28 protein-coding genes are annotated in these 21,256 nt (G+C 65.0%); 12 read left to right on the top strand and 16 right to left on the bottom strand.

Features of this window, described 5'->3' with window-relative positions; translation table 11 throughout:
- Nucleotides 1–110 precede the first annotated feature (110 nt).
- Both LIX00_RS01990 and LIX00_RS01985 read left to right on the top strand, forming a co-directional pair.
- The gene (locus tag LIX00_RS01990) at nucleotides 111–881 is read left to right on the top strand and encodes a class I SAM-dependent methyltransferase (RefSeq protein ID WP_227354509.1); all 771 of its coding nucleotides are present in this window, start codon (nucleotides 111–113) and stop codon (nucleotides 879–881) included.
- On the top strand, nucleotides 881–1,270 hold the full coding sequence (locus LIX00_RS01985; protein ID WP_227354508.1) for a methylated-DNA--[protein]-cysteine S-methyltransferase: 390 nt from the start codon (nucleotides 881–883) through the stop codon (nucleotides 1,268–1,270). Before LIX00_RS01990 ends, LIX00_RS01985 begins: the two co-directional genes overlap by 1 nt.
- Here the strand turns inward: LIX00_RS01985 and LIX00_RS01980 are convergent, their stop codons facing one another.
- From LIX00_RS01980 to paaA, 6 genes are read right to left on the bottom strand one after another with little or no spacing between them, the layout of a single operon-like run.
- Nucleotides 1,271–1,489: a DUF2196 domain-containing protein gene (locus LIX00_RS01980; RefSeq protein WP_227354507.1), complete on the bottom strand. Its 219-nt coding sequence runs from the start codon at nucleotides 1,487–1,489 to the stop codon at nucleotides 1,271–1,273.
- Nucleotides 1,490–1,528: 39 nt separating this feature from the next.
- The gene (paaE, locus tag LIX00_RS01975; RefSeq protein ID WP_227354506.1) at nucleotides 1,529–1,696 is read right to left on the bottom strand and encodes a 1,2-phenylacetyl-CoA epoxidase subunit PaaE; all 168 of its coding nucleotides are present in this window, start codon (nucleotides 1,694–1,696) and stop codon (nucleotides 1,529–1,531) included.
- Nucleotides 1,693–2,148 carry a 1,2-phenylacetyl-CoA epoxidase subunit PaaD gene (gene paaD, locus LIX00_RS01970; protein ID WP_227354505.1) on the bottom strand — a complete coding sequence of 152 codons (456 nt, stop codon included), beginning with the start codon at nucleotides 2,146–2,148 and terminating at the stop codon, nucleotides 1,693–1,695. The genes paaE and paaD overlap by 4 nt, the downstream gene beginning before the upstream one ends.
- On the bottom strand, nucleotides 2,141–2,986 hold the full coding sequence (gene paaC / locus LIX00_RS01965) for a 1,2-phenylacetyl-CoA epoxidase subunit PaaC (RefSeq protein ID WP_227354504.1): 846 nt from the start codon (nucleotides 2,984–2,986) through the stop codon (nucleotides 2,141–2,143). Before paaC ends, paaD begins: the two co-directional genes overlap by 8 nt.
- The gene (gene paaB, locus LIX00_RS01960) at nucleotides 2,986–3,306 is read right to left on the bottom strand and encodes a 1,2-phenylacetyl-CoA epoxidase subunit PaaB (protein ID WP_227354503.1); all 321 of its coding nucleotides are present in this window, start codon (nucleotides 3,304–3,306) and stop codon (nucleotides 2,986–2,988) included. The genes paaC and paaB overlap by 1 nt, the downstream gene beginning before the upstream one ends.
- Before the next feature lies 1 nt (nucleotide 3,307).
- The gene (paaA, locus tag LIX00_RS01955; protein ID WP_227354502.1) at nucleotides 3,308–4,249 is read right to left on the bottom strand and encodes a 1,2-phenylacetyl-CoA epoxidase subunit PaaA; all 942 of its coding nucleotides are present in this window, start codon (nucleotides 4,247–4,249) and stop codon (nucleotides 3,308–3,310) included.
- Nucleotides 4,250–4,333: 84 nt separating this feature from the next.
- Between paaA and LIX00_RS01950 the strand changes: the two genes are divergently transcribed.
- Nucleotides 4,334–4,975 carry a helix-turn-helix domain-containing protein gene (locus LIX00_RS01950; protein WP_227354501.1) on the top strand — a complete coding sequence of 214 codons (642 nt, stop codon included), beginning with the start codon at nucleotides 4,334–4,336 and terminating at the stop codon, nucleotides 4,973–4,975.
- Between the two features lie 69 nt (nucleotides 4,976–5,044).
- The gene (locus tag LIX00_RS01945; protein ID WP_227354500.1) at nucleotides 5,045–5,236 is read left to right on the top strand and encodes a hypothetical protein; all 192 of its coding nucleotides are present in this window, start codon (nucleotides 5,045–5,047) and stop codon (nucleotides 5,234–5,236) included.
- Between the two features lie 249 nt (nucleotides 5,237–5,485).
- On the opposite strand, the gene LIX00_RS01940 is transcribed toward LIX00_RS01945, so the two are convergent.
- Nucleotides 5,486–5,869 (bottom strand): PaaI family thioesterase, encoded by a 384-nt coding sequence (locus LIX00_RS01940; RefSeq protein ID WP_227354499.1) that lies wholly within the window; start codon nucleotides 5,867–5,869, stop codon nucleotides 5,486–5,488.
- Nucleotides 5,870–5,924: 55 nt separating this feature from the next.
- On the opposite strand from LIX00_RS01940, the gene LIX00_RS01935 reads away from it, so the two are divergent.
- Complete coding sequence (locus tag LIX00_RS01935) at nucleotides 5,925–6,689, top strand: enoyl-CoA hydratase/isomerase family protein (protein WP_227354498.1); 765 nt, start codon at nucleotides 5,925–5,927, stop codon at nucleotides 6,687–6,689.
- 150 nt (nucleotides 6,690–6,839) lie between these two features.
- Here LIX00_RS01935 and LIX00_RS01930 read toward each other — a convergent pair whose 3' ends face one another.
- Nucleotides 6,840–7,235 (bottom strand): DUF7347 domain-containing protein, encoded by a 396-nt coding sequence (locus LIX00_RS01930; RefSeq protein ID WP_227354497.1) that lies wholly within the window; start codon nucleotides 7,233–7,235, stop codon nucleotides 6,840–6,842.
- A 108-nt stretch (nucleotides 7,236–7,343) separates the two neighbouring features.
- Between LIX00_RS01930 and LIX00_RS01925 the strand changes: the two genes are divergently transcribed.
- Both LIX00_RS01925 and LIX00_RS01920 read left to right on the top strand, forming a co-directional pair.
- A complete protein-coding gene (locus LIX00_RS01925; RefSeq protein ID WP_227354496.1) occupies nucleotides 7,344–8,042 on the top strand; it encodes a hypothetical protein in 699 nt (232 codons plus the stop codon).
- A 122-nt stretch (nucleotides 8,043–8,164) separates the two neighbouring features.
- Nucleotides 8,165–8,809 (top strand): hypothetical protein, encoded by a 645-nt coding sequence (locus LIX00_RS01920; RefSeq protein WP_227354495.1) that lies wholly within the window; start codon nucleotides 8,165–8,167, stop codon nucleotides 8,807–8,809.
- Nucleotides 8,810–8,879: 70 nt separating this feature from the next.
- Here the strand turns inward: LIX00_RS01920 and LIX00_RS01915 are convergent, their stop codons facing one another.
- On the bottom strand, nucleotides 8,880–9,482 hold the full coding sequence (locus tag LIX00_RS01915) for a sulfite oxidase-like oxidoreductase (RefSeq protein WP_227354494.1): 603 nt from the start codon (nucleotides 9,480–9,482) through the stop codon (nucleotides 8,880–8,882).
- A gap of 90 nt (nucleotides 9,483–9,572) precedes the next feature.
- On the opposite strand from LIX00_RS01915, the gene LIX00_RS01910 reads away from it, so the two are divergent.
- Together LIX00_RS01910 and LIX00_RS01905 are read left to right on the top strand one after the other, a co-directional pair.
- Nucleotides 9,573–9,818: a DUF8075 family protein gene (locus LIX00_RS01910; RefSeq protein WP_227354493.1), complete on the top strand. Its 246-nt coding sequence runs from the start codon at nucleotides 9,573–9,575 to the stop codon at nucleotides 9,816–9,818.
- Nucleotides 9,819–9,945: 127 nt separating this feature from the next.
- Nucleotides 9,946–10,809 (top strand): mechanosensitive ion channel family protein, encoded by an 864-nt coding sequence (locus LIX00_RS01905; protein WP_227354492.1) that lies wholly within the window; start codon nucleotides 9,946–9,948, stop codon nucleotides 10,807–10,809.
- Nucleotides 10,810–10,827: 18 nt separating this feature from the next.
- Here LIX00_RS01905 and LIX00_RS01900 read toward each other — a convergent pair whose 3' ends face one another.
- From LIX00_RS01900 to LIX00_RS01880, 5 genes are all read right to left on the bottom strand, one after another.
- Nucleotides 10,828–12,192 (bottom strand): dihydrolipoyl dehydrogenase, encoded by a 1,365-nt coding sequence (locus LIX00_RS01900; RefSeq protein WP_227354491.1) that lies wholly within the window; start codon nucleotides 12,190–12,192, stop codon nucleotides 10,828–10,830.
- Between the two features lie 115 nt (nucleotides 12,193–12,307).
- On the bottom strand, nucleotides 12,308–13,207 hold the full coding sequence (locus tag LIX00_RS01895; RefSeq protein WP_227354490.1) for a TylF/MycF/NovP-related O-methyltransferase: 900 nt from the start codon (nucleotides 13,205–13,207) through the stop codon (nucleotides 12,308–12,310).
- A 66-nt stretch (nucleotides 13,208–13,273) separates the two neighbouring features.
- Nucleotides 13,274–14,389 (bottom strand): GNAT family N-acetyltransferase, encoded by a 1,116-nt coding sequence (locus LIX00_RS01890; protein ID WP_227354489.1) that lies wholly within the window; start codon nucleotides 14,387–14,389, stop codon nucleotides 13,274–13,276.
- A gap of 70 nt (nucleotides 14,390–14,459) precedes the next feature.
- A complete protein-coding gene (locus tag LIX00_RS01885) occupies nucleotides 14,460–14,738 on the bottom strand; it encodes a helix-turn-helix domain-containing protein (protein ID WP_227354488.1) in 279 nt (92 codons plus the stop codon).
- Between the two features lie 117 nt (nucleotides 14,739–14,855).
- Nucleotides 14,856–15,731, bottom strand: coding sequence for an amidohydrolase family protein (locus LIX00_RS01880; RefSeq protein WP_227354487.1), 876 nt, complete (start codon nucleotides 15,729–15,731; stop codon nucleotides 14,856–14,858).
- A gap of 144 nt (nucleotides 15,732–15,875) precedes the next feature.
- Between LIX00_RS01880 and LIX00_RS01875 the strand changes: the two genes are divergently transcribed.
- Complete coding sequence (locus tag LIX00_RS01875) at nucleotides 15,876–17,864, top strand: right-handed parallel beta-helix repeat-containing protein (RefSeq protein WP_227354486.1); 1,989 nt, start codon at nucleotides 15,876–15,878, stop codon at nucleotides 17,862–17,864.
- 17 nt (nucleotides 17,865–17,881) lie between these two features.
- Here the strand turns inward: LIX00_RS01875 and LIX00_RS01870 are convergent, their stop codons facing one another.
- Nucleotides 17,882–18,343, bottom strand: a complete 462-nt coding sequence (locus LIX00_RS01870; RefSeq protein ID WP_227354485.1) for a MaoC/PaaZ C-terminal domain-containing protein — start codon at nucleotides 18,341–18,343, stop codon at nucleotides 17,882–17,884.
- 51 nt (nucleotides 18,344–18,394) lie between these two features.
- Between LIX00_RS01870 and paaI the strand changes: the two genes are divergently transcribed.
- Both paaI and LIX00_RS01860 read left to right on the top strand, forming a co-directional pair.
- Nucleotides 18,395–18,787: a hydroxyphenylacetyl-CoA thioesterase PaaI gene (paaI, locus tag LIX00_RS01865; RefSeq protein ID WP_227354484.1), complete on the top strand. Its 393-nt coding sequence runs from the start codon at nucleotides 18,395–18,397 to the stop codon at nucleotides 18,785–18,787.
- Nucleotides 18,788–18,961: 174 nt separating this feature from the next.
- Nucleotides 18,962–19,864, top strand: coding sequence for a universal stress protein (locus LIX00_RS01860; protein ID WP_227354483.1), 903 nt, complete (start codon nucleotides 18,962–18,964; stop codon nucleotides 19,862–19,864).
- 16 nt (nucleotides 19,865–19,880) lie between these two features.
- Here the strand turns inward: LIX00_RS01860 and paaK are convergent, their stop codons facing one another.
- The gene (paaK, locus tag LIX00_RS01855; RefSeq protein ID WP_227354482.1) at nucleotides 19,881–21,167 is read right to left on the bottom strand and encodes a phenylacetate--CoA ligase PaaK; all 1,287 of its coding nucleotides are present in this window, start codon (nucleotides 21,165–21,167) and stop codon (nucleotides 19,881–19,883) included.
- Nucleotides 21,168–21,256 lie beyond the last annotated feature (89 nt).

The following is a 21,256-nucleotide window of genomic DNA, read 5'->3' as shown; positions in this document are numbered from 1 at the left end:
TTCCGGAAGCGATCCGACCATATCTCCTAAAATCGGACGGTTCGAGCCGCTCAAACAACCGTTTCCGCGGCGATGAAAGTCGTTAAGACCCCCGCCGCGAGTTGGCCCCTATGGCCGGTCTCTACGCGCATCCGAACTACTACGAAATCGCCTTCGATTTCCGCGACGTGGCGGCCGAAGTGGACTTCTTCGAGACCTGCATCGACCGATTCGGCGAGCGGTCACACCGCGCGAGCTCGGTGCTCGAAATCGCCTGCGGGCCGTCGCCGTACCTCCTCGAATTCGACGCTCGCGGGTACGAGTACGCGGGTCTCGACAACTCCTCGGAGATGATTTCGCACTCGATCGAGAAGGCGCGCGAGCACGACATCGAGGCGACCTTCCTCCGGCGGGACATGGCCGACTTTTCCCTCCCCCGGCGCGTCGATTTCGCCTTCTGCGCGCTGAGTTCGCTGTACCTCGGTTCGAACGACGCGCTCCTCTCGCACCTCGACTCGGTCGCCGATTCGCTGACCCCGGGGTCGCTCTACTGCATCGACGGCTCCATCGACTTCTGCGGCGGCACGTCCTCGGAGAGCGAGTGGGAGTCGACGCGCGGCGACACGACGGTTCGGTTCGGTATCGACCGCGAACCGGTGAATCCGGCGGAGCAGTTGGTGCGTCAGACTATCACGACGCGGGTCGAAACCCCCGACGGAACGCGCCGATTCCGCGAAGCGCATACGATAAAGACCTTCGCACCCCAAGAGTTCCGCATGATCGCCGAAGACTCCGAGTTCGAGCACGTCGGTTGGTTCGATAGCTTCGACCTCTCGAAACCCGTCGAGGAGTGCGAACCGGGAACGCTCCACCGACCCGTGACGGTGCTCAGGAGGAAGTGATGTTCGTCTCGCTCTGGGACTGGCGGTCGGAACTCGACGAATCGCTCGTCGCCGCCTCGTCCGACGAAATCCGCCGGCAAGTGCGCGAGTACGCCGACGGTGACCGCCGCGAGTTCGACCTCGCCGTTTCGTACCCCGACACCTTCACCGGGCGGGTCATGGCCGCGATGGCGGAAATTCCGCGCGGCGAGACGCGGACCTACGGCGACCTCGCCGACGCGCTCGATACGTCTCCCGTCGCCATCGGGCAGGCCTGCGGGCGCAACCCCGTCCCCGTCGTCGTCCCCTGTCACCGCGTCGTCGCGGCGGACGGACTCGGCGGCTACTCCGGCGGTGAAAGCGACCGACTGGAACTCAAAAAACGGTTGCTCGACCTCGAATCGCGGTAATCACTCGTCCGGGGCGACGCGCATCACTCGCCCCGTCACGCCCGAGTCCAGTTGGACCTTCACGCCGCCCGGTTCCGTTCGCTGTCCCTCCTCCGTGAGAATCTTGGCGATTTCGCCCCGGAGCGGTTCCGCATCGTCCGCGTTCTCCGCGTTCGTCTGCTCTATCTCCACGGTCATCCCCTGGCGAACTTCCTCTCGCGTCGGTCGATCTGCGGACATACGTCGGGGTACGCCCTTCGAACCAAAGAGGATGATGGCCTACTCGAACTTCTCGAAGGGTTGTTCGCAGGCGTTGCAAAAGTGCATCGACCGGCAGAGCGACGGTCCCTTCGGGTGCTCTCGCTCGGTGTCCGTCGAACCGCAGTAGGGACACTCCGCGCCCATTTCCTCGCCGCTCGTCGTCACGCTGGGGTCGAGTCGCCTCATACGCTCAGTCCGAACTCCCGGAGGTCGTCTTTGCCCGTTTCTGTCACCATCTCGATGGACCACGGGGGATTCCAGACGAGTTCGAGGTCGGCGCGCTCGACGCCCTCGACGGCGGCGACTTCCGCCTCGATTTCCTCCGTGAGCATCTTTCGCGCCGGACAGCCGGTGTACGTGAGGGTCATGACGACCGTCACCCTCGTTCCGGCGGCATCGCCTCCGCGGGACTCCTCCGGGGGTTCGCACTCCACTCCGTATATCAGTCCCAGGTCGACGATGCTGATGGGCATCTCGGGGTCTTCGATGCCGTAGAGGGCGTCCCAGACGCGCTTTTCGAGCCCGGTCGCTCCCTCCCCCGTGGCGGGAAGGTCGTCCGGAGAGCGACCGCTCTTCGAGTAGTCCGTGTACGCGCAGGCCGTGGGTTCGGATTCGAACTCCTGTGGTTGATTACTCATCGTCGGGGTCCGGCATTATTCGGTGGGCTTCGGTTCGCCCGAGCTCGCGGTACGACCGGGTCATGTCCTCGTGCAGGTCGAACCAGTCGTCGGTGTGGCTGCCGTCGCGTCCGACGCGCTCGGGGAGCAGTTCGTCCGGGTCGTCGCTCCGGAGTTCCTCCGGTACGTCGATATCCAGCGAGACGAGGAACGGCACGACGATGTCGAGCCACCGTTCGCGCATCGCTTCGAGCGACTGGGTTCGTATTCCGAGTTCGTCTATCCGCTCGTCGGCGTCGCCCGCCACGAACAGCGTCAGCGCGTAGGGGAACAACCTGTCGACCGCCGACTGCACGCGCTCTCGCCCCTCGTCGTCGTCGGCGAGTCGTTCGAGCCAGTTCTGGGCGTGCTCGCGGTGGTAGTCCTCCTCGCTCAGAATCTTCGCCACCCTGTCCCCGATTCGCGGGTACGACGTCCCTTCGAGGGCCTCGAGGCGCAATTGTTCGGCCACGTCGTAGAAGTACCCGCGGACGATGGCGTCGGCCCAGTCTCCCGACTCGAAGGGGAGTTCCACGAGCGTCGCGTGCCGGAAGTCGCTCGGGTCGCGCTCGAAGATGAGTTCGGATTCGGTGCGGCCGAAGTCCTGCAACAGGTCGTACCAGAGGCGGGCGTGCCCGAGTTCGTCCTGCGCGATGTTCGAGATGGCGAGGTCGGACTCCAGCGTCGGCGCGCGAACCTGCCACTCGGTGTAGCGTTCCGCGAGGACGAGTTCGTCGTCCGCGAGGCGGTAGAGGAGCGATTCGACCGCCTCTCGCTCCTCGTCGCTCAGTTCGTCCGGTCCGGCGAGCTGCGCCGACATCAGGCTTCACCCCGCTGTCGGTCGGCCTCCTCTTGCTCGGCCTCGCTGTCCTCTATCTCCTCGGCGAAACTGGAGTCGATGCGGTTGTACGCCATCACCCAGCGGTAGGATTTGTCCGTCGTTCCGCCGAAGGCCGCCTCGTCGGCGTCGACTTCGCCGATTTCGTCCTTCGGAACGACCCAGAGGCTGTTCGTCGGCTTGCGCCGCCCGTGTTGAATCTGAGCGAACATGAGCGCCATGTCGCGGTCCGGCGCGTGGACGTTTCCGCAGTGGGTGTGGTACTTGCCCGCTTCCTCCTGTCGGAACACTTCCCAGATCATGTTAATCAGCCGCCACCGGCGAGTTGGAACCGCTCGTTTCCCAGTCGTCCAGCGCGTCGCGAACCCACTCGACCGCGTCCTGCGCGCGCTTACGACCGTTTATCTGGCCGACGCCGGGTTCGTAGCTGTTCTTGGCGATTTGGAAGAACTCGTCCCAGTCCAAATCGTCCTCGCGCACCTTGTACGTGCCCGTCTCCTCGTCGCGCTCGATGCGCGGTTCGTCCGGAATCTCCAGCCCGTACTTCTTCGCCTTCGGGATGTAGGCGTTGAGGAAGGCGTTACGGAGGTCGTCGTTCGTCATCGTCTTCAGGCCCACGTCGGCGGAGAAGTCGTGGTGCGTGCTCTTGTCGTTCGTCGGCCCGAAGAACTGGATGATGCGCGGCCACCACTCGTCGAAGGCGTCCTGTAGTAGTTCCTGTTCCTTCTTCGACCCCATCGAGAGTTCGCGCATGATGTCCTCGCCGTGTTTAACGTGGAACCCTTCCTCGAAGCAGACTTTGTCCATCGCGTGGGCGTAGGGTTCCCAACTCGTGCGCTTCAGGGTCGCCTGTCGGCGCATCGCCGCGCCGTCCACGAAGAAGGCGATCATCGGCGTCTCCCACCACTCCGTCATCTCGTAGTGGAAGCAGTTCAGGAACTTCCCCTCGCCGTTCGCCAACTCGTCCAGCATCTGCTCGCGGGTCTTCACGCCGAGCGATTCGGCGGCGCGGTAGAGCAGCTGTCCGTGGCCGATCTCGTCCTGCACCTTCGCGCTGAACGCCAGCTTTCGGTCGAGGCTCGGCGACTGCCGGATGAAGGGTCGCTCCAGGTACGCCCCCATAATCTCCGAGTTCGCGTGGAACTGAATCATGCGGGTCGCCGCCTTCCGGTACTCCTCCGGCATGTCGTCCTTCGGACTGAACTGCCGGGGGCCGGCCCGCTCTTTGACGGTCTCGATGTCCATGGTCGATAGTTATGCATCCCGACCTATACTATTTCACCCGTCCATAGGCTGGCTTTAAATACTGCCGCCGCGTACACGCCGTCGATGATAGACGAGTGCCTCGTCGTGGAGTTCACCGTCACGGGGGACGACTGTCCGCTCGCCGAGGCGTCGGGGGCGACGGGCGCGCGAATCGACTGTCAACCGCCGCAGCACCGCGACGACGGCTACGCACTCCTGCGGTTCAGCGCTCCCGCCGGAAGCGACGGACTCGCCGACCGTCTAGACGCGGACGACCGAATTCGCTACCTCCACGTCTCGACCACCGACGGGAGGCAGAACTACAGATGCCTCTCGAAACACCCCTGCGTCGTTCACGAACTGACGAACGTCGGGTTCATGGCCGAGTCGCTCCGGTACCACGGCGGCAGCGGAAAGTTCACGGGCGCGGTGGTGGGTCACGACGTGCTCCAGGGCGTCCTCGAAGCCGCGGGGGAGACCGTCGGGATGCGGTTGGAGCGCGTCCACCAGCTCGGCTCCGAGGACGAGAACGTCGTCGCGCAGCAGTGGGACGTGACGCCGGCGCAGGAGCGCGCCCTGCGAACCGCGCGGGAGATGGGCTACTTCGGCGTCCCCCGCGAGGCGACCGCGAGCGAGGTGGCCGACGAACTCGGCATCAGCAAGTCGGCGTTTCTGGAGCGAATCCACCGGGCCGAGCGATCGCTCTTCTCGCAGTTGTTCGCGTAGCGGACGTCGACCCTCGTCCGCGGTTACTTCGGCGCAAGCTATTCGTCACTCAGTCACCATTTTTCTGCCGTGCCCGCACTCGTCGTCCCGTTCCGGCTCGAAGTACCCCTTCTCGTCTTCGGCTATCTCTTCATCGCGCAGGCTCGTCATCTCCCGGACGGTCTCGCGGTACTGGGTTACGCGACGGGAGTCTTGCTCCTCGTGTTGATTCCGCTCCTCGCGCTGGACGACGCCTTCGTCTCGTCGACCGACGGGGGGTGATGAAGACGGATGAACGGCGGTGGAGAAACGCGGCCGCGAGCGGACGTGGCGAACAGACGGCACCGATCGCGGGAAGCTAGGCGTGAAGCGGCGTGCCGTGCGACCGCGGGGCGCTTCACGACTCGAATCAGGTCACGTCGGCGATGGCCGCGCTTTCCCTGATAACGTTCGGGGTCGGTCGAGGCGACGGCAAATCGTTCGTGTTCGGTCGATTTCGTCGCCGTTCCGTTTTCGAACTTGGCCGTGCCCTCACCCAGTCTTGTAGACGCCGCGGGCGTCCGCGACGTGCTCGCCGTCCTCGTCGTAGACGCTCACGTCGACGGTGCCGACGTCGCTCCCGTTTCGCACCACGTCCGCTTCGGCGTACAGGTCGCCCGTTCCCGCGCTGAGGTAGTCGATGCGCATGTCGATCGTCGGCACCGGCTGGTCGTTGAGCGAGACGAGCGCCGCGCCGCCGACGGTGTCCGCGAGGGTGAACGTGACGCCGCCGTGCGCCATGAGTCGGTCTCGGTTCCACGATAGCTCGTCGCGCATCGCCACTTTTCCTTCGGCGTGGCCGTCCGCGGCCTCGGTCACTTCGACCCCGAGCAGGTCGGCGAAGGGCATCCCCTCGAAGAACGCTTCGATATCCATACGCCGACTGCACACGGGGAGTAATTAAATGTGCGTGCGGCGACCCAGTTTTCGTATGCACGTCTCAGACGACGACGGAGTGCGCACGGTGACGTTCGACCGCCCCGAGGTTCGGAACGCCTTCACGCCGGAGGCGGCGGGCGAACTCGCCGAGATACTCGCGGAGAGCGACCCCGAGTCCATCGACGCGGTCGTGCTGACCGGCGAGGGCGAGGCGTTCAGCGCGGGCGGCGACATCCAGTCGATGGCCGACCGCGAGGAGAACGTCAGGGACGCCTACGAGCGCGTACGCGACACGCTCTCGCGCGTCGTCAGCGAGGTGCTGTCCGCGCCGGTCCCGGTCGTGGCCAAGGTGAACGGCGACGCGGTGGGCGCGGGCATGGCGCTCGTCACCGCGTCCGACTTCGCCTACGCCGGCGAGTCGGCTCGGTTCGCGGCGTCGTTCATCAACGTCGGTCTCGTTCCGGACATGGGCGGAACGTTCCTCCTGCCGCGACTCGTGGGGTTGCGGAAGGCCAAGGAACTCGCGTTCACGGGCGAGATGATCTCGGCCGAGGAAGCCGCCGAACTGGACGTGATAAACGGTGTCGTGCCGGACGAACAGCTCGACATCAGGGTCACGGAGCTGACCGACCAACTCGCGGAGCAACCGACGCGCACCATCGCCCTCGGTAAGCAAGCGCTCCACGAAAACCTCGGGAAAGCGTGGCGCGAGGCGCTGGACTACGAGACGATGATTCAGTCGCAGGCGTACGACATGCCCGCCCACGAGGAGGGCGTGTCGGCCTTCCTGGAGGGTCGGGAACCGGAGTTCGAGTGAAAGCCCGGTGGAACGGGTCGAATCGCTGCGGCGAGAGAAGTCGGATTGCTGACCGAACTCTCTCGTTCGAGTTTCGTTTTTCTCAGGAGCAGGGTCGAATACCGAACCCGTAAATCGTATTTCGCTCTATGGAATCGGACGAATTCGCCATCACGCCCCCGAGAGATGCACGTGAATCACGCGATTGCAGTCCTCCTCGCCACAAACTGCACATTCGTCGCTTTCCTCGGTGCGCGCTTCGGCGAACGCGGCGGTACCGTCCGCGTCCAGGTCGGCGGTTGCGAGCACTACGCGCTCGCCAGCGTGACCGAGTTCGTACTTTCCGTCGGTTTCCCGGACGAATCGCCCGCGGAGCTTCGAGAGGTGGTAGTTGAACTGGCCCGTATCCCGGATGCCCACGCGTTCGCGGAGTTCCGAGAACGCGAGCGGTTCGTCCGCGGTCGCGAGTTCTCGGAGAATTGCGATACGGTGTTCGCTCGCGAGCGTTCCGAGCGCGTCTATCGCCGTTTCGGGGATGTCGGCTGTGGAGGATTCCGTCGGCCGCATGGACCGTCATCGATCAGTCTCCGTGACATACTTTCGGGAAACGGTCACTATTTCTACAGAAACAAGCTTCGCGGAAACGATATATTCCTCTCGCCCGGCAGTCGAGACATGGCAGGCGCAGATGTCGAATTTCGGCTCGAATCGCTCGAAGACGAAGAACGGTTCGTTCGAGAGTACCTCCCGGACGCGTGGAATCGCTTCGAAGCGGGCGACTTCTGGGAAACCGGGTGGTTCTGGGCGTACCGGCAGTTCGCAGAGTACGACTCGGGGCCGGACTGCGGACTGGTTCGAATCGTCTTCGAGGGCGACCCGGACGCCATAGTCGAGAGCGAAGCGAACCGCTGGAACCGATTCGACGGACTCGAATCGTGGAACCTCCGGCGGTACGAGGAGACCGAAGAGGGATACGAAAGTCTCCTCGAACAGCAACGGGACGTGAAAGGGGAGATTGGCGGTGAGTGGGAGTATCGGCTGAAGCCACTCACGGCGCACTTCGCACTCTCGTATCTCCGCGAGTTCGGGGAAGAGCTACCTGCCGTCGCCGAACACTCCGACGAAAATCGCCCGGGTATCGGGTTCTGGACGATGTACCACGACGCTATGGTTCAGTGTGGTTACAACTGGTACGACGAAAACGAGGCCTGTTTAAAAGGAATGAAAAACCGACTAAAATCGCTCGCCAGCTACGAAGGAGCCGACACTGCCCGCGAGGAGTACGACCGCCTGCTCGCCGAGTGGGAGGCCTATTGGGAGGAGTTGGAAACGTGGCTCGACGAAAACCCCACGGGTGAGGCGTCGGAACCCTGATTTCCTCGTCCTCGACTATCTGAATCGGAATCACCGTCTCGTTTCGATGAATCGCGATACTCCGGACGATATTCTACCAAGTCAATTAACGGAATGCAACACCAGTTTGCGATACGGAATCGATGGTCGCGGATTTCCCCACGGCGGCGGTCGTGGTACTGGCGCTAGGGCTCGGACTCGCGTTCACGTGCTTCGGCTACTCGTTCGTGACACGACTCACGTCGCTGGTCGGCGGATTAGCCGGTGCCCTACTGGGAAGTTTCGTCGCTCAAACGCTCGTCGCGCCCGCAGTCGGCGTCGCTTCGCCCGATTTGCTACTCGTTTCGCTGGTCGGTGCCCTCGTCGGCAGTATCGCCGGAAGCCGTGTCGCCTACTCCGCACAGCGACCTGCCATCGTCGCGCTGTGTGTCCTCCTCTCGTCGTCGGTCGTCTACTCACTGCTGGCATCTCCCGACCGACCGGGGGCGATTCCCGTCTCGGCGCTCGGTTCGATCTCTCCGGTCGTCGAGTCGGCGCTCGTCGGCGGTGCGGTGGGTATCCTCGTTTGGCAGTTCTACCTCCCGTTCTTGACCGTCGTGACGAGCCTCTTCGGCGCGAGCGTCCTCCAGCATCTCGCGATCCACTGGAGTAGCTTCCTACCGATCCTTCGGAGTGACGTTTGGGAAACGCTCGGCACGAGCTACGCTCTCTGGCTTCTCATCGTCGGATTCGGTATCGCGGTTCAATACCGACGGTACCGGAGGCGAAGGTCGAGGGGTCGTCGTTGACGCGCGAACCGCGGCCACCGGCTACGGTGACTTACCGGGACGCCGCACCGATACGCGTGCGACGTCAGCCTCACAAGAAGCTGTACCGCTCCTCCCGCCACGGGTTCGCGGCGTTCGAGTAGCCGCGTTTCTCCCAGTAGCCGCGTTTCGGCTCCGTGAGGAATTTAACGGCGTTCACCCACTTGGCCCCCTTGTAGGCGTACTTGTGCGGCGTGACCACCCGGAGCGGCCCGCCGTGCTCCGACGGGAGCGGTTGGCCGTCGAGTTCGAGGGCGAACAGCACGCCCTCGCGCATGCACTCGTCGAGCGGGAGGTTGGTCGAGTAGCCGTCAAGCGATTCGAACAGGACGTGAACGGCGTCGTCCGCCACGTCCGCTCGCTCCGCGACGGTTCGAAACGGGACGCCGGCGAACTCGTTGTCGAACCGGCTCCAACCGGTGACGCAGTGGAAGTCCTGTCGTTGGGTTTCCTGCGGAAGGTCGGTGAACTCCCGCCACGAGAGCGCGAGTTCGTTCTCGACCGCGCCCGTGACCGAAAACTCCCACGAGTCCATCTCCCACCGCGGCGTCCCGCTCTTCGAGAGGACGGGAAATCGCTCCGTCCGGCGCTGTCCCGGCGGCAATCGCTCGCCGCCGTACTCCTCGTGTATCGCGGTAACGTCTTCCACCCCCATACGAGCGCCTTCGACGACCCCGTAGATAAAAAGCCGGGCCGGGGAGAGCTTTCTTCCCGTCGCGGGTCGTACCGGTTCGCGGGGGTTACCATGCCACGCGTACGATTCGAAACCGCGGATTCGACCGAACGAACGCAGATCGGCGAGGGGCTCGTCCGGTTCGCGGTGGCGGCGGGACGATTGGAAACCGGCCAGGAGGAGGGGAAGTACTTCCTCGACCACTCGGACGGCTGCGGCGTCGACGGGAAGCGAATCATGCCGGGGGACGCCTTCGTCTTCGACACGGAGACGGGCGACATCCTCTGCGCGGAGCACGGCGACGAGCGATCCGAGTAGTTCGGCACCGTTCGATGCCAACACAGCTAACTACGTCGCCGGCTGGAACTGGAGACGTGATGAGCGCGAGATCCGCCGGAAAGCCCACCGCACCGACCACGCCGGCGTTCCCCCGCCCCGTCCGCCGATGACTCCACCGAGTCCGGCGTTCGACGACGTCCTCGGTCGCGTCGATTACGCGGCGTTCCTGTTGCAGCTCGCCGTCTTCGTCGCGACGTTCACCGTGACCTACGGTCTGGGTCGTCTCGTCGCGGTGCCCGTCGGTCGGCGTCTTCTCCGGAGTCGGCGCGTCACGCCGACGGTCAGAAAGCCCACGCTACGGTTCATCCGCGTGTCGACCCTCGTCGTCGCCTTCTTCGCGGGGCTCTTTTTCGCCAGATTGGAGACGCTGTTGTCCGTGATGGGGGGGTTCGCGGCCGCGCTCACGCTCGCCGTCGGGTTCGCGTCCCGGGACATCGTCGGCAACCTCGTCGGCGGCGTGTTCATCATCAGCGACCCGAAGTTCAACATCGGCGACTGGATCGAGTGGGAGGACAACGAGGGTATCATCGAGGATATCAGCTTTCGAGCGACCCGCGTACGAACGTTCAAGAACGAACTCATCACGGTACCCAACTCCGTGCTCGCCAACACCGTCGTCGTGAACCACGCCATCAAGGACGCGCTTCGAATCGACTACTCCTTCAGCGTCGAGTACGGCGGGAACATCGACGAGATGCGGCGCGTCCTCCTCGAAGTGGCGGAGCGCAATCCGGAGATTCTGGCCGAGCCGAAACCGGAGGTGACGGTGGACGACGTGACCGCGGCCGGAATCGGACTCACGTCGCGGTTCTGGATAGACGACCCGAGTCGCCGGCGGTACCTCGCCGTCCGGTCGGCGTACTTTCAGGCGGTCAAAGAGCGGTTCGAACGCGAAGGCTTCGAGATGTCCCCGGAGTTCCTCGAACTGACGGGCGAACTCGACGTGCCCGACGTCGCGTCCGACGAGTAGCGAATCGACGCGGCGAACTCACTCCGCGTCCTCGAACGCCTTCAGCACGACCTTGCTCAGCGCCGGGTGAATGTGAATCGTGTCGGTCACGTCGCTCACCGTTCCGGAACCGCTCGCCAGCGCGAGGAGGACTTCGTGAATCAGCGTCGAGGCGTCCGAGCCGACGATGTGACAGCCGAGGATGTCGCCGTCCTCGGGGTCGGCGAGCACCTTCACGAACCCGTCCCGAACCTTCTGCGCCTTTCCCATCACGGTGTCCTCGTAGGCGCACCGACCGACGACGTACTCCCGTCCGGCGTCTCGGAGCTCCTCCTCGGTCTTTCCGGTCGCGGCCACCTGCGGCGAGGTGAAGACGGCGTGACCCATGCTCGTGTAATCGACGGCCTCGCGCTCCCCGTCGAGGGCGTTCTTCACGACGTACTTCGTCTCGCGGTCCGCGGCGTGCTTGAACTGGTACCCGCCGGCGATGTCGCCCTGCGCCCAGACGTTCTCGGCGCTCGTCTCCAGAAACTCGTTCGTCTCGACGTACCCCCGGTCGTCGGTGTCGATTCCCGCCTCCTCCACGTCGAGTTGGTCGGTGTTCGGCCGCCGACCCGCGGCGACGAGCAGACGGTCGCCGGCGACCGTCACCGTCTCGCCGTCGCTCCCCTCGGCGGTCACCGTCACCTCCCCTCCGTCCTCTGAAACCTCGGTCGCCTCGCATCCGACGTGAACCGTGTGGCGGCGACGCGCCGCCTCGGTGAACGTCTCGGCGACGTCGCGGTCTTCGTTCGAGAGCAGGACGTCGCTCCGTCCGACGATGGTCACGCGCGTCCCGAGCGCCTCGTAGAAATAGCCGAGTTCCGCGGCGATGTACCCGCCGCCGACGACGACGAGGCGTTCCGGCTGGTCCTCGAGCCGCAACGCGTCCGCGCTCGTGAGGTAATCGACGTCGTCGAGACCGTCGATCGGCGGAACGACGGGACGCGCTCCGGCCGCGACGACCACCTTCTCGCCCTCGATACGCTCGTCGCCCACCTCCAACGTTCGGTCGTCGACGAAGCGCGCTTCGTCCCGGTAGAGCGTGACGTCGTCGCGTCGGCGATGCGTGCGCTCCATCTCGTCGGCCTTCTCGTCGACCGTCGTCGTGACCTCGCGGACGATGCGCGGAAAGTCGACGTCGGTTATCTCGGCGTCGACGCCGAACTCGTCCGCCCGCCGTATCGTCTCGGCGACGTCCGCGCGGCGGATCAACGACTTCGACGGGTTACAGCCGCGATTCACGCACGTTCCGCCGAGCGGTCCGCGTTCGACGAGCGCGGCGTCCATCCCCCGGTTCGCCGCGGCGAGCGCGACCTTGTTTCCGGTACCGCCGCCGACGACGACGACGTCGAAGTGTTCCACGTTCTATCACCACCTCGGCCTACGGTCGATAGCCACAAAAACTCCGTCGCCCCGATTCGACCGATTTCGGCCGCGACGCCGAGCGCTCCGGTCGGCGGAGCGCGCCGTTTCACCGCTACTGTTTGCGAGCGATTTCGACGCAGTTCTCCCCCTCGCCGGTTTCGGCGACCATCTCGAACATCGACGAGTCCGGCGCTTTCACGATGTATCCCAGCAGGCTACCGAACCCGTTGCTCTCCGGGTGGAGGCCGAGACCGCTTCCCGCACCCACCAACCCCGGCGGTTCCCGGTCGAGGGTCGCTCGCCACCAGTCCGCGTCGAAAAAGAGGGTGGAAATCTCCATGTGTTTGACGTCGTGGGTGAACAGGTATCCGCCCGGTCGCAACCGCGGCCAGAGGTGACGGAGGCACGTTTCGGCCGATTCGCGCAGGCCCACGTCGAGGAAGACGAGCGCGCACGGCTCCTCGAACGACGGCATCGTCTCCTCGAAGTAGCCCTCGTGGAACGTGCAGACCGAGATGTCGCCGTACCGCGCGATGTTCTCCTGCACTTCCTCTATCGGCGCGCCCCACGCGTCCTCGTCGTACGTGTGAATCTGCTCCGACTTGACGAGAACGTGCTCGCGGTCGTCTTCGGCGGGGTCCGGCATCCCGTCGAACGAATCGAAGACCTCCAGCGGGCGGTCGCAGAGTCCGGCGACGAGCGAGAGGTTCGCCGTGCTTCCGCCCTTGTAGCACCCGCACTCCACCAGACACCCCTCCTCGTCCGCGGGAATCGTCAACGCCTTCGTCGCCATCACGAGGTGTTCCAGAAACGTCGACCCCGTCTGAATCCGGAGGTTATTCCGGAGCATCTTCGCGGCCAGCGCGACCTTATCGACGAATCCGACGCCGTACTCGCTCCCCGTCTCGCTCCGAAAGTACTCCGCGAGGACGACCGGAGCGCTCGCCGCCAGGAGCGCGAACCGGTACAGTCGGGCGACCGACGCCAGCGCGTTTCGAGTTCTGCTGTCCATGTCTCGGCGTGGATTCCCCGTCTGGACGTTTTGTTATGCCCCGACAGATCGACCGGTATCGAGTTCCTACGCGGTGTCCCGTTCGGCGAACGAGACGTGCCAGTTCGAGCGGTGGCTCAGCCGTTCCCCCCCGACCGTCCACCCGGTACCGCCGAGCGGTAACGCGACGAGGCGGCAGTCGAAGTCCGACATCCACGAGAGCGGCGGCGTCGCGTCGCCGACGAAGCCGAACTCGGTCAGTAAGCGCCGGGGAACACCGCCCTCCGCGACGGCGAGGATATCGGAGCTCGCGTGGTCGGCGACGATGCGCTCTACGAGTCGGGCGAGGGCGCGGGTTCGTCGCTCGGTTTCCGCCAGCGGAACGACGTCCGCGAGTTGGGTGACGGAGACGCCTTCGGCGGTCGTCCGGTTTCTGACGACGATTCCGGCGACGGGCTGGCCGCCCTGCGAGGCGACGTACGTGGCGCGACTCCACGCCGGACTGGCGAAACGCCACCGATAGAACGTCTCGTCGCGCAGCGCGTGAAACCCGTCCGGAGGACGGGTTTCGTACAACTCGGCGAGAATCGATGCGCGGGTTCCCGGGTACCTGTCGACCGAGAACTCTCCCGCCGCGTCCGCCGGGGTGCGGCGAAACTCGCGAACGTCGCCCGTGAGCTGGACGGCCAGTTCGGCGAGGCGCGACGGAATCCGGCCGTCGCCGCCGAAAAACGCCGCCGGATTCTGAATCCGGTAGTACGTTACCCGGTCGCCGACGATCTGCCATCCGAGCTTCAGGTACCCCGGTCTCGACCGCTGGTTGGGGAAGTTGAAGAAGAAGGCCGGTTCGCGGTTCGCGTAGTGGTCGATAGCCCGCTCGGTCATGCGGGTGAACAACCCCCGACGGCGGTGTTCCGGATGGACCATGGTATCGGCCGGTTGGAGCGCGAGTACCGTCTCGGCGCCGGCGCGCAGTCGGAACGCGATAAACGGTCGAGCGCCGACGATGTCGTCCTCGTTTTCGACGACGAGTATCGGGACGTGATCGACGTAGGGGTTGTCCTCGTACTTCCACTCGAACCAGCGTTCGTCCCGTTCTCGTTGAAAGACCGCACGGTCGAGTGCGAGGAAATCGGATACGTCGCCGTCCTCGAACCATCGCACGACGTACGCATCTCCGGCGCTACTGTTTAGTGCGGACATCGCATCTCGTCCACGGAATTACGTATTTTCATCCATAGTTATGCGGTGGGAAGCGGCTCGCTGGTCGACGTTACTGCGCTCGACTCGGTCGTTCGGCGAGTTCGGAATCGGGTTCGTCCTCGCCGAGACGACGATAGGAATCGCGTTCGAATCGAACGTCGTCGCGTTCCCGCAGGATTCGAAGCGCGCTGTACAGCTCCATGTATCGGATTCCTAGCGCTTCGTGCAGCTCCTCTACGGTCGCCTCATCGACGACGTTAAGGTAGAGGTACACCAGTTTCGTCCGCGGCGAAGAAAGCTCCGCTAGCGGAGCGACTGCCGAGTCGTGTCGAGCGCGGCGTGCGACCATTGATAGACGCCAATCTCCCGCGCCGCTCCTTGTTATACGCCGTTTGAAAAGCGCGTTCATCGCCGCTTACCTCGGATTCGCCGATTAAGCCGAACCGACGGCGACGGATGGCGCTCGTTACAGGTCGAGGAACTCCTCAGCGTTCTCCCAGAGTATCTTGCGCTGTACCTCCTCCGGGAAGTCGAGTTCCTCGAACTGGCTCAGCCACTCGCCGGGTCGAATCATCGGGTAGTCGGTGCCGAACATCACCTTGTCCTGCAGCAGCGTCCGCGCGTAGTGGAGCACCTGGTCGTCGATGTACTTCGGCAGCCAGCCCGAGAGGTCCATGTAGACGTTGCCCTTCTGCTGGCAGATGGCGAGCTGTTCCCGCTCCCACGGGAACGCCGGGTGCGCGAGGAGAATCTGCAGGTCGGGATGCTCGGCGGCGACGTCGTCGATGAGCATCGGATTACCGTACTTTATCTTCAGCCCCCGGCCGCCGGGACTGCCGGCGCCGAGCGTCGAGTTGCCGCCGTGGAAGACGACCGGAACGCCGAGGTCTTCGATGGTCGAGAAGAGTTCCTCGTGGTCGGGGTCGCTCGGGTCGAACCCCTGCGCGATCTGTTGGAACTTGAACCCGGAGAGGTCGAGGTCCTCGACGACGCGCTCCGCCTCCTCGACGCAGTCGTCTTTCAGCGGGTCGACGCTGCCGAACCCGACGAAGAAGTCGGGGTACTCGTCGCGCACCTCGGCGACGTAGTCGTTCGGAACCGGCGGGTTCCCGGTGTTCGTCTCGGCGTCCCACCCTAGCAGCACCGTTTTTCCGATTCCGGCCTCGTGGTACTCCTCGACGAGCGAGTCGTAGGTGTCCGTCTCCATCTTCGCGCCGAACTTGTTCGCCGCGTCCTCCATCATCTGCCCGCCGGCGTCCTCCAGGAACTCCTTCGTCGGCTGGTGGGCGTGCGTGTCGATGGCGCGCGGTTCGTCCTCCGCGGCGAGCACGTCGATTGGCATACCGGACAGTACTCGCATCGTCCTCAAAAAGATAGGCGAACCGTACCTCGTTCAGATTCGAAGTGATTTTGAGTAATTGGATACTGAATTTAGTAACTTTTCAACTAATATCATTTATTAATTCACGTGGTCGTACGTCAGAACATGTCCGGACCACCAGAACGGGCGGCCGACACGTCCGCGACGAACAGACGGTCGTACCTGAAGCTCGCGGCCGGAGCGCTGACCACCGGCGTCGCCCTCGGCGGCGCGTCCGCGGCGACCGGCGGGTCGACGAACGGAGGAACCGTCGACGCGGCGGTGACGACCGACGACTTCCAGTTCGACCGCACGTACGACGTCGTCGACGACCTCGGAATGGACCCGACCGGGCAGGAGCCCATCGACGACGCGCTTCAGAACAACGTCCGGAGCAACACGAAGCTGGAGTTTCCGCAGGGCGAGTACCGGGTCACCGACCTCACCTTCGACTTCGGGAACGGGCTCCACGACTTCGGGATGGTCGGCGTCGAGCCCGGCGCGACCATCGTGCTCGACACGACCAACGACGTCACCGGAAATTCCGGCGCGTACTGGTTATCGCTCGGCGGTGCGGGGTCGTCCAACATCCTCTACGAGGGGCTCCGGCACGACGCGGGCGGCGCGCCGGAAGCGCCGCGGATGCAGCTCATCGTCGACGACGGGCTCCTCGTTCGGGACGTGCTCCACCGCGGACGCCACGGCGGTTCGAAGGGGCCGTTCCTGTTCGGGGTTCGAACCTCGTCCGGAACCGGGCTCGTGGAGAACCTCCGCGCGCCGGACGGGGCCCCCGACGGAAGCGGGGCCGTCGGCGTCTTCGTCGAGATGAACACGACCGGGGAGTTGGAATTCCGGAACTGCCACCTCGCGGGGTTCCCGAACAACGGCCTCTACCAATCGGGCAAGAGCACCGGAACCGTCCGCGTCGTCGGCGGACTGTACCGGAACAACAACATCGCCAACGTTCGCCTCGCGGGGACGGGGGGCGAGGTTCGCGACTGCTGCGTGGTCGTCGACGCGCCGCACTCCGACCCGGAGTTCCCGACGAACATGCGCGGCGTCTGGTTGCGCGGACGGGACGCGACCGTCGAGAACTGCGACGTGACGCTCGCCGCGGACACCGTCAGCGACGGCGGCGTCCTCGTCGGCGGGAGCGGAACGCACGAGATACGGAGCACGCGAATCAGGGTCGACACGGACGAGACCGCGGCGATGTACGCCGCGCCGCCTGAGACGACGCCCGCCCCGGTTCGCTGCACGAACGTGCAGGTGACCGGCGACGCGTCGCACACCACCGGCGGATACCCCGGCAGCGCCGCCGTCCGCGCGTACGGCCGTCCGGGATCCGTGTTCGAGTCCTGCTGCGTCGAACAGACCGGCGCAGACCGGGACGGAATCCTGTTACAGTACTGCGACGCCAGCCGAATCTCGGGGTCGTCGTTCGACGTGACCGGCGAACCCATCGTCCTCGACAACTCCAGCAGCGTCGCTCGCCGAAACAACGATGCGGGTTCGGCGTCGTGTGCGTCGCCCTCGTGTTCGTACTCTCCGACGACGACGGTCGACGGGTTCGAGGACGGGACGCTCGCCGAGTACGAGTTCGACCGGGGCGAGTCGGGCGCGCGGGTCGTTTCGACGCCGACCGAGCGGGGCGGGAACGCCCTCGAAATCGGCGGGACGAACACCGAGATGATCAGCACGTCGGGGCTGCCGACCTATCCGCGTGCGGGCGACACGTTCGGCTACTGGCTCCGCGGGGACGGCGGCGCGGCGGACAGCAACCTCTCGTACGGCGTGCAGGGACACGACGACCGCTACTTCGTTCGGGTCGATATCGCCAACGACGACCTCGTACTGTTCCGGTACGAGAACGGGACGGCGCACCGACTCGACTCCGATTCGACGGGGTACAGCCTCTCCCAGGGGTCGTGGTACGAACTCGTCGTGGATTGGGCCCCGAACGGCGGTCACATGGTGACGCTCCGCGGCGCGGACGGAAACCGCATCGCTCGCGTTTCGGCGAGCGACTCCGCGTGGTCGGACGGAGGCGTCGGCTACGACGCGTACCTCGGCTGCGGAGAGCGTCTCCTCGTCGACGCGGTCGGTATCAAGTAATCCGAGGGGGAGAACGATTATTCGCGGCGCTTGATGAGGAACTTCATATCGCCCTCGAAGACGACGGTGTCCTCCTGATTCGTCATCGTGGTGTCGATGACGACGAGGCCGGAGTCCTCGCGGCTGGAGAGTTCTTTCGTTTCGGTGACCTCCATGTCGAGCGAGATGGTGTCGTCCATCTTGACGGGCGCGGGGATGTCCATGTAGTTCATCCCGAGGAACGCGAGGACGGTGCGCTCCAAGAACCCGCACCGGTAGACGAAGCCGGTGGCGAGCGAGAACGTCATCGGGCCGTGGGCCACGCGCTCGCCGAAGTACTCGCCCTCCGCGTAGTGCTTGTTCGTGTGGAGTTCCGTCCAGTCGCCCGTGAACGCCGAGTGCATCACGAAGTCGTACTCGGTGACGGTTCGACCGACGCTCTCGAACGTCTGGCCCTCCTCGAAATCCTCGAAGTGGTGGGGTTCGTAGCTGTAGGGCATGGGCGAACCCACTCGGGTAGAATATAAGTAACTACTGCACCGACGCCATCTATGGCCGATATCCCGGACGACCGCCACGAGAAAATCGCCGCCGACCCCTTCTGCGCGACGCTCGGAATCGAACTCGCGGACCTCGGACCGGGCACCGCGCGAACCGAACTCGCCGTCACCGAGGAGCTGTTGAACTTCCACGGGACGCCCCACGGCGGCGCGGTCTACTCGCTCGCGGACGCGGCGTTCGCGGCGGCGTCGAACGCCGAGGGCGAGACGGCGCTCGCGCTGGAGACGAACGTCTCGTACCTCGCCGCGGCGGAGGTCGGCGAGACCCTGGTCGCGGTCGCTGAGCGGGACCACGAGAGTCGGCGCACCGCGTCGTACCGGGTGGACGTGACCGCCGGCGAGGAGACCGTCGCCGTCTTCCGAGGGCGCGTGTACAAACCGTAACGAACCCGTCACTTCTCGCGTCGTCGGCTCGCTCCCGCCCGCCTCGAACTCCCCGTTTTCGTCGTGCGAAACGCTCGTACCCTCGAACGAGACGGCCTCGCGCTCGGCGCGTTAGATTCGGGAATATGAAAGTTAACCCTACGATTTATACGGTATCGACAAGAGCCATAGGGTATGAATGTGAGTCCCGCACCGTGGACTCCTTCGCTCCTGTACGCGGGGGGCGGTAGCGAGGCGACCCGGCGAAACGTCGTCGTTCCGCTCCTTGACGGAACGGCCGACGAGCGAACCGTCAAACTCGCCGCGTCCCTCGCCGCCGCCCGAGGCGGCGAAGCGATCATCGTCAACGCCGTGGTTCGACCGTCCGGAACGCCGCTCGACATCACGGACGAACTGCTGGACGAGCACCGGACGGCGGCCCGACGGGTGCTTCGAACGTCGCTCGACTCGGAGACGGAGGTTCGAACTCGGGGCACGGCCCGCGCGGGGCGCACGTTCTCCGCCATCGTCGAGGAAGCGAGCGAGGACTTCTCCGCGGGTATCCTCGTCTTGGACGAGTCCGAACCGGTCGTTCCCTTCGGACGACCCGCCTCCGCGCGCGTCGCCGGAAACGCCGACAGCGACATCGTCACCGTCGGTGGAAAACACGCCTCGTCTACCCTCTCTTCCGTCCTCGTTCCGGTCGCCGGGGGTCCCCACTCCGGGCTGGCCGTCGACGTGGCTCGAAGCATCGCCGAGGTGCGCGGCGCGTGGATAGAGCTCCTCCACGTGGTCGAGGAGGGTTCCGGAGACCGAGAGCGCGACGACGCGGAGGAGTACGTCGCCGCCGCCCGCGAGCGACTCGGCGAGTTCGAGGAGGTGGATTCGTGGGTGCTGGAAGCCGACGACCCCGCGGACGCCATCGTGGAACAGTCCCGGTACTACGACGCGACCGTGATGGGCGCGCCGCGAAAGAACAGGCTTCGGGAGTTCGTGTTCGGCTCGACCACCGGAGAGGTTCGGTCGGAAGCGTACAACACGGTCGTCACGGTCGAACGCCCGCACGAGCGCGATTCGCTTCTCGACGGGTGGCTGTAGGGTCCTCGCCGGTCCGTCAGCGGTGGTCGTACACGCGCTTTACCTTCCCGACCTCGGTTCGCTCGATGGCACCCGGCTCCGCCACTTCGAGTTCGTCGGGCGTCACGTCCAGTATCTCGTCCAGTCTGACGCGGATTCGCTCGCGGAGTTCGTCGGGCGAGTCCTCGAACTCCTCGTGGTACTCGACGGTTATCTTCATGCGGTCCAGGTTTCCGTCGCGCGTCAGGTCGATGCGATAGTGCGGCGCGACGGCGTCCAGGTCGACCATCACGTCCTCGATCTGGCTCGGGTAGACGTTCACCCCGCGGACGATGAGGAGGTCGTCCGCCCTCCCGGTGACGTTGCCCATCCGGACCGCGGTGCGCCCGCAGTCGCACGGCTCGTAGTTCAGGCTGGTCATGTCGCCGGTTCGGTAACGCAGGACGGGCAGCGCCTCCTTCGTCAAACTGGTGATGACGAGTTCACCCTCCTCCCCCTCGGGTAGCACCTCGCCCGTCGCGGGGTCGATTATCTCGGGATAGAAGTGGTCCTCCCAGACGTGGAGACCCTCCTGCACCTCCGCGCACTCGATGGAGACGCCCGGGCCGATTATCTCCGAGAGGCCGTACACGTCCACGGCGGTCACGTCGAGCGCGTCCTCTATCTCATCGCGCATCGGGTCGGTGAACGGTTCCGCGCCGATGACGACCGTCGAGAGCGGGAGGTCGCGCGGGTCGATGCCCCGCTCCTCCGCGGCCTCGGCGAGGTAGAGGCAGTAGGAGGGCGTGCAGGCGAGCACGTCGCTCTCCAAGTCCTGCAGCATGTCGATCTGTCTGGCGGTGTTCCCGCCCCCGACCGGGATGACGCACGCGCCGAGTTCCTCGACCCCGTCGTGGAAGCCGAGCCCTCCGGTGAACAGCCCGTAGCCGTAAGCGTTCTGGACGACGTGGCCGGGTTCGACGCCCGCCGCGGCCAGCGAGCGGGCCATCACTTCGCGCCAGACGTCGAGGTCGGACTCGGTGTAGGAGACTATCTTCGGCTTCCCGGTCGTCCCCGAGGAGGCGTGGATTCGGCGTATCTCCTCGCGCGGTACCGCGAACATCCCGTCGGGGTACTCGTCGCGGAAGTCCTCCTTCGTCGTGAACGGAAGTCGGGAGATGTCTTCGACGCCCTCGATGTCGTCCGGCGAAACGCCCGCCTCGTCCAGCGCGTTTCGATAGAACGGGACGTTCTCGTAGGCGCGCTCGACCGTTTCGGCGAGCCGTTCGTCCTGGAGCGCCCGCAGTTCGTCCCGTGACGACATCTCGGTGTCACTGTATGCCATGCTTATCGACCCTTCGAAGGGGGTTGGCAAAACTGTTTCTCGATTTTTTCGCCGGACGCTTCCGCCAATCGACTGAACGTTTATCCCAT

It is taken from the genome of Haladaptatus salinisoli, from assembly GCF_020614375.1.
GTDB lineage: Archaea > Halobacteriota > Halobacteria > Halobacteriales > Haladaptataceae > Haladaptatus > Haladaptatus salinisoli.
The sequence above is the reverse complement of the archived record's forward strand: the minus strand, read 5'-3'. Positions and strand labels throughout refer to the sequence as shown.

Bases quoted from the DNA above. Each gene is read 5' to 3' on its own strand.
- LIX00_RS01990 (WP_227354509.1), top strand. From the start codon at position 111: ATGGCCGGTCTCTACGCGCATCCGAACTACTACGAAATCGCCTTCGAT.
- LIX00_RS01985 (WP_227354508.1), top strand. From the start codon at position 881: ATGTTCGTCTCGCTCTGGGACTGGCGGTCGGAACTCGACGAATCGCTC.
- LIX00_RS01980 (WP_227354507.1), bottom strand. From the start codon at position 1,489: ATGTCCGCAGATCGACCGACGCGAGAGGAAGTTCGCCAGGGGATGACC.
- paaE (WP_227354506.1), bottom strand. From the start codon at position 1,696: ATGAGGCGACTCGACCCCAGCGTGACGACGAGCGGCGAGGAAATGGGC.
- paaD (WP_227354505.1), bottom strand. From the start codon at position 2,148: ATGAGTAATCAACCACAGGAGTTCGAATCCGAACCCACGGCCTGCGCG.
- paaC (WP_227354504.1), bottom strand. From the start codon at position 2,986: ATGTCGGCGCAGCTCGCCGGACCGGACGAACTGAGCGACGAGGAGCGA.
- paaB (WP_227354503.1), bottom strand. From the start codon at position 3,306: ATGATCTGGGAAGTGTTCCGACAGGAGGAAGCGGGCAAGTACCACACC.
- paaA (WP_227354502.1), bottom strand. From the start codon at position 4,249: ATGGACATCGAGACCGTCAAAGAGCGGGCCGGCCCCCGGCAGTTCAGT.
- LIX00_RS01950 (WP_227354501.1), top strand. From the start codon at position 4,334: ATGATAGACGAGTGCCTCGTCGTGGAGTTCACCGTCACGGGGGACGAC.
- LIX00_RS01940 (WP_227354499.1), bottom strand. From the start codon at position 5,869: ATGGATATCGAAGCGTTCTTCGAGGGGATGCCCTTCGCCGACCTGCTC.
- LIX00_RS01935 (WP_227354498.1), top strand. From the start codon at position 5,925: ATGCACGTCTCAGACGACGACGGAGTGCGCACGGTGACGTTCGACCGC.
- LIX00_RS01930 (WP_227354497.1), bottom strand. From the start codon at position 7,235: ATGCGGCCGACGGAATCCTCCACAGCCGACATCCCCGAAACGGCGATA.
- LIX00_RS01925 (WP_227354496.1), top strand. From the start codon at position 7,344: ATGGCAGGCGCAGATGTCGAATTTCGGCTCGAATCGCTCGAAGACGAA.
- LIX00_RS01920 (WP_227354495.1), top strand. From the start codon at position 8,165: ATGGTCGCGGATTTCCCCACGGCGGCGGTCGTGGTACTGGCGCTAGGG.
- LIX00_RS01915 (WP_227354494.1), bottom strand. From the start codon at position 9,482: ATGGGGGTGGAAGACGTTACCGCGATACACGAGGAGTACGGCGGCGAG.
- LIX00_RS01910 (WP_227354493.1), top strand. From the start codon at position 9,573: ATGCCACGCGTACGATTCGAAACCGCGGATTCGACCGAACGAACGCAG.
- LIX00_RS01905 (WP_227354492.1), top strand. From the start codon at position 9,946: ATGACTCCACCGAGTCCGGCGTTCGACGACGTCCTCGGTCGCGTCGAT.
- LIX00_RS01895 (WP_227354490.1), bottom strand. From the start codon at position 13,207: ATGGACAGCAGAACTCGAAACGCGCTGGCGTCGGTCGCCCGACTGTAC.
- LIX00_RS01890 (WP_227354489.1), bottom strand. From the start codon at position 14,389: ATGTCCGCACTAAACAGTAGCGCCGGAGATGCGTACGTCGTGCGATGG.
- LIX00_RS01885 (WP_227354488.1), bottom strand. From the start codon at position 14,738: ATGGTCGCACGCCGCGCTCGACACGACTCGGCAGTCGCTCCGCTAGCG.
- LIX00_RS01880 (WP_227354487.1), bottom strand. From the start codon at position 15,731: ATGCCAATCGACGTGCTCGCCGCGGAGGACGAACCGCGCGCCATCGAC.
- LIX00_RS01875 (WP_227354486.1), top strand. From the start codon at position 15,876: ATGTCCGGACCACCAGAACGGGCGGCCGACACGTCCGCGACGAACAGA.
- LIX00_RS01870 (WP_227354485.1), bottom strand. From the start codon at position 18,343: ATGCCCTACAGCTACGAACCCCACCACTTCGAGGATTTCGAGGAGGGC.
- paaI (WP_227354484.1), top strand. From the start codon at position 18,395: ATGGCCGATATCCCGGACGACCGCCACGAGAAAATCGCCGCCGACCCC.
- LIX00_RS01860 (WP_227354483.1), top strand. From the start codon at position 18,962: ATGAATGTGAGTCCCGCACCGTGGACTCCTTCGCTCCTGTACGCGGGG.
- paaK (WP_227354482.1), bottom strand. From the start codon at position 21,167: ATGGCATACAGTGACACCGAGATGTCGTCACGGGACGAACTGCGGGCG.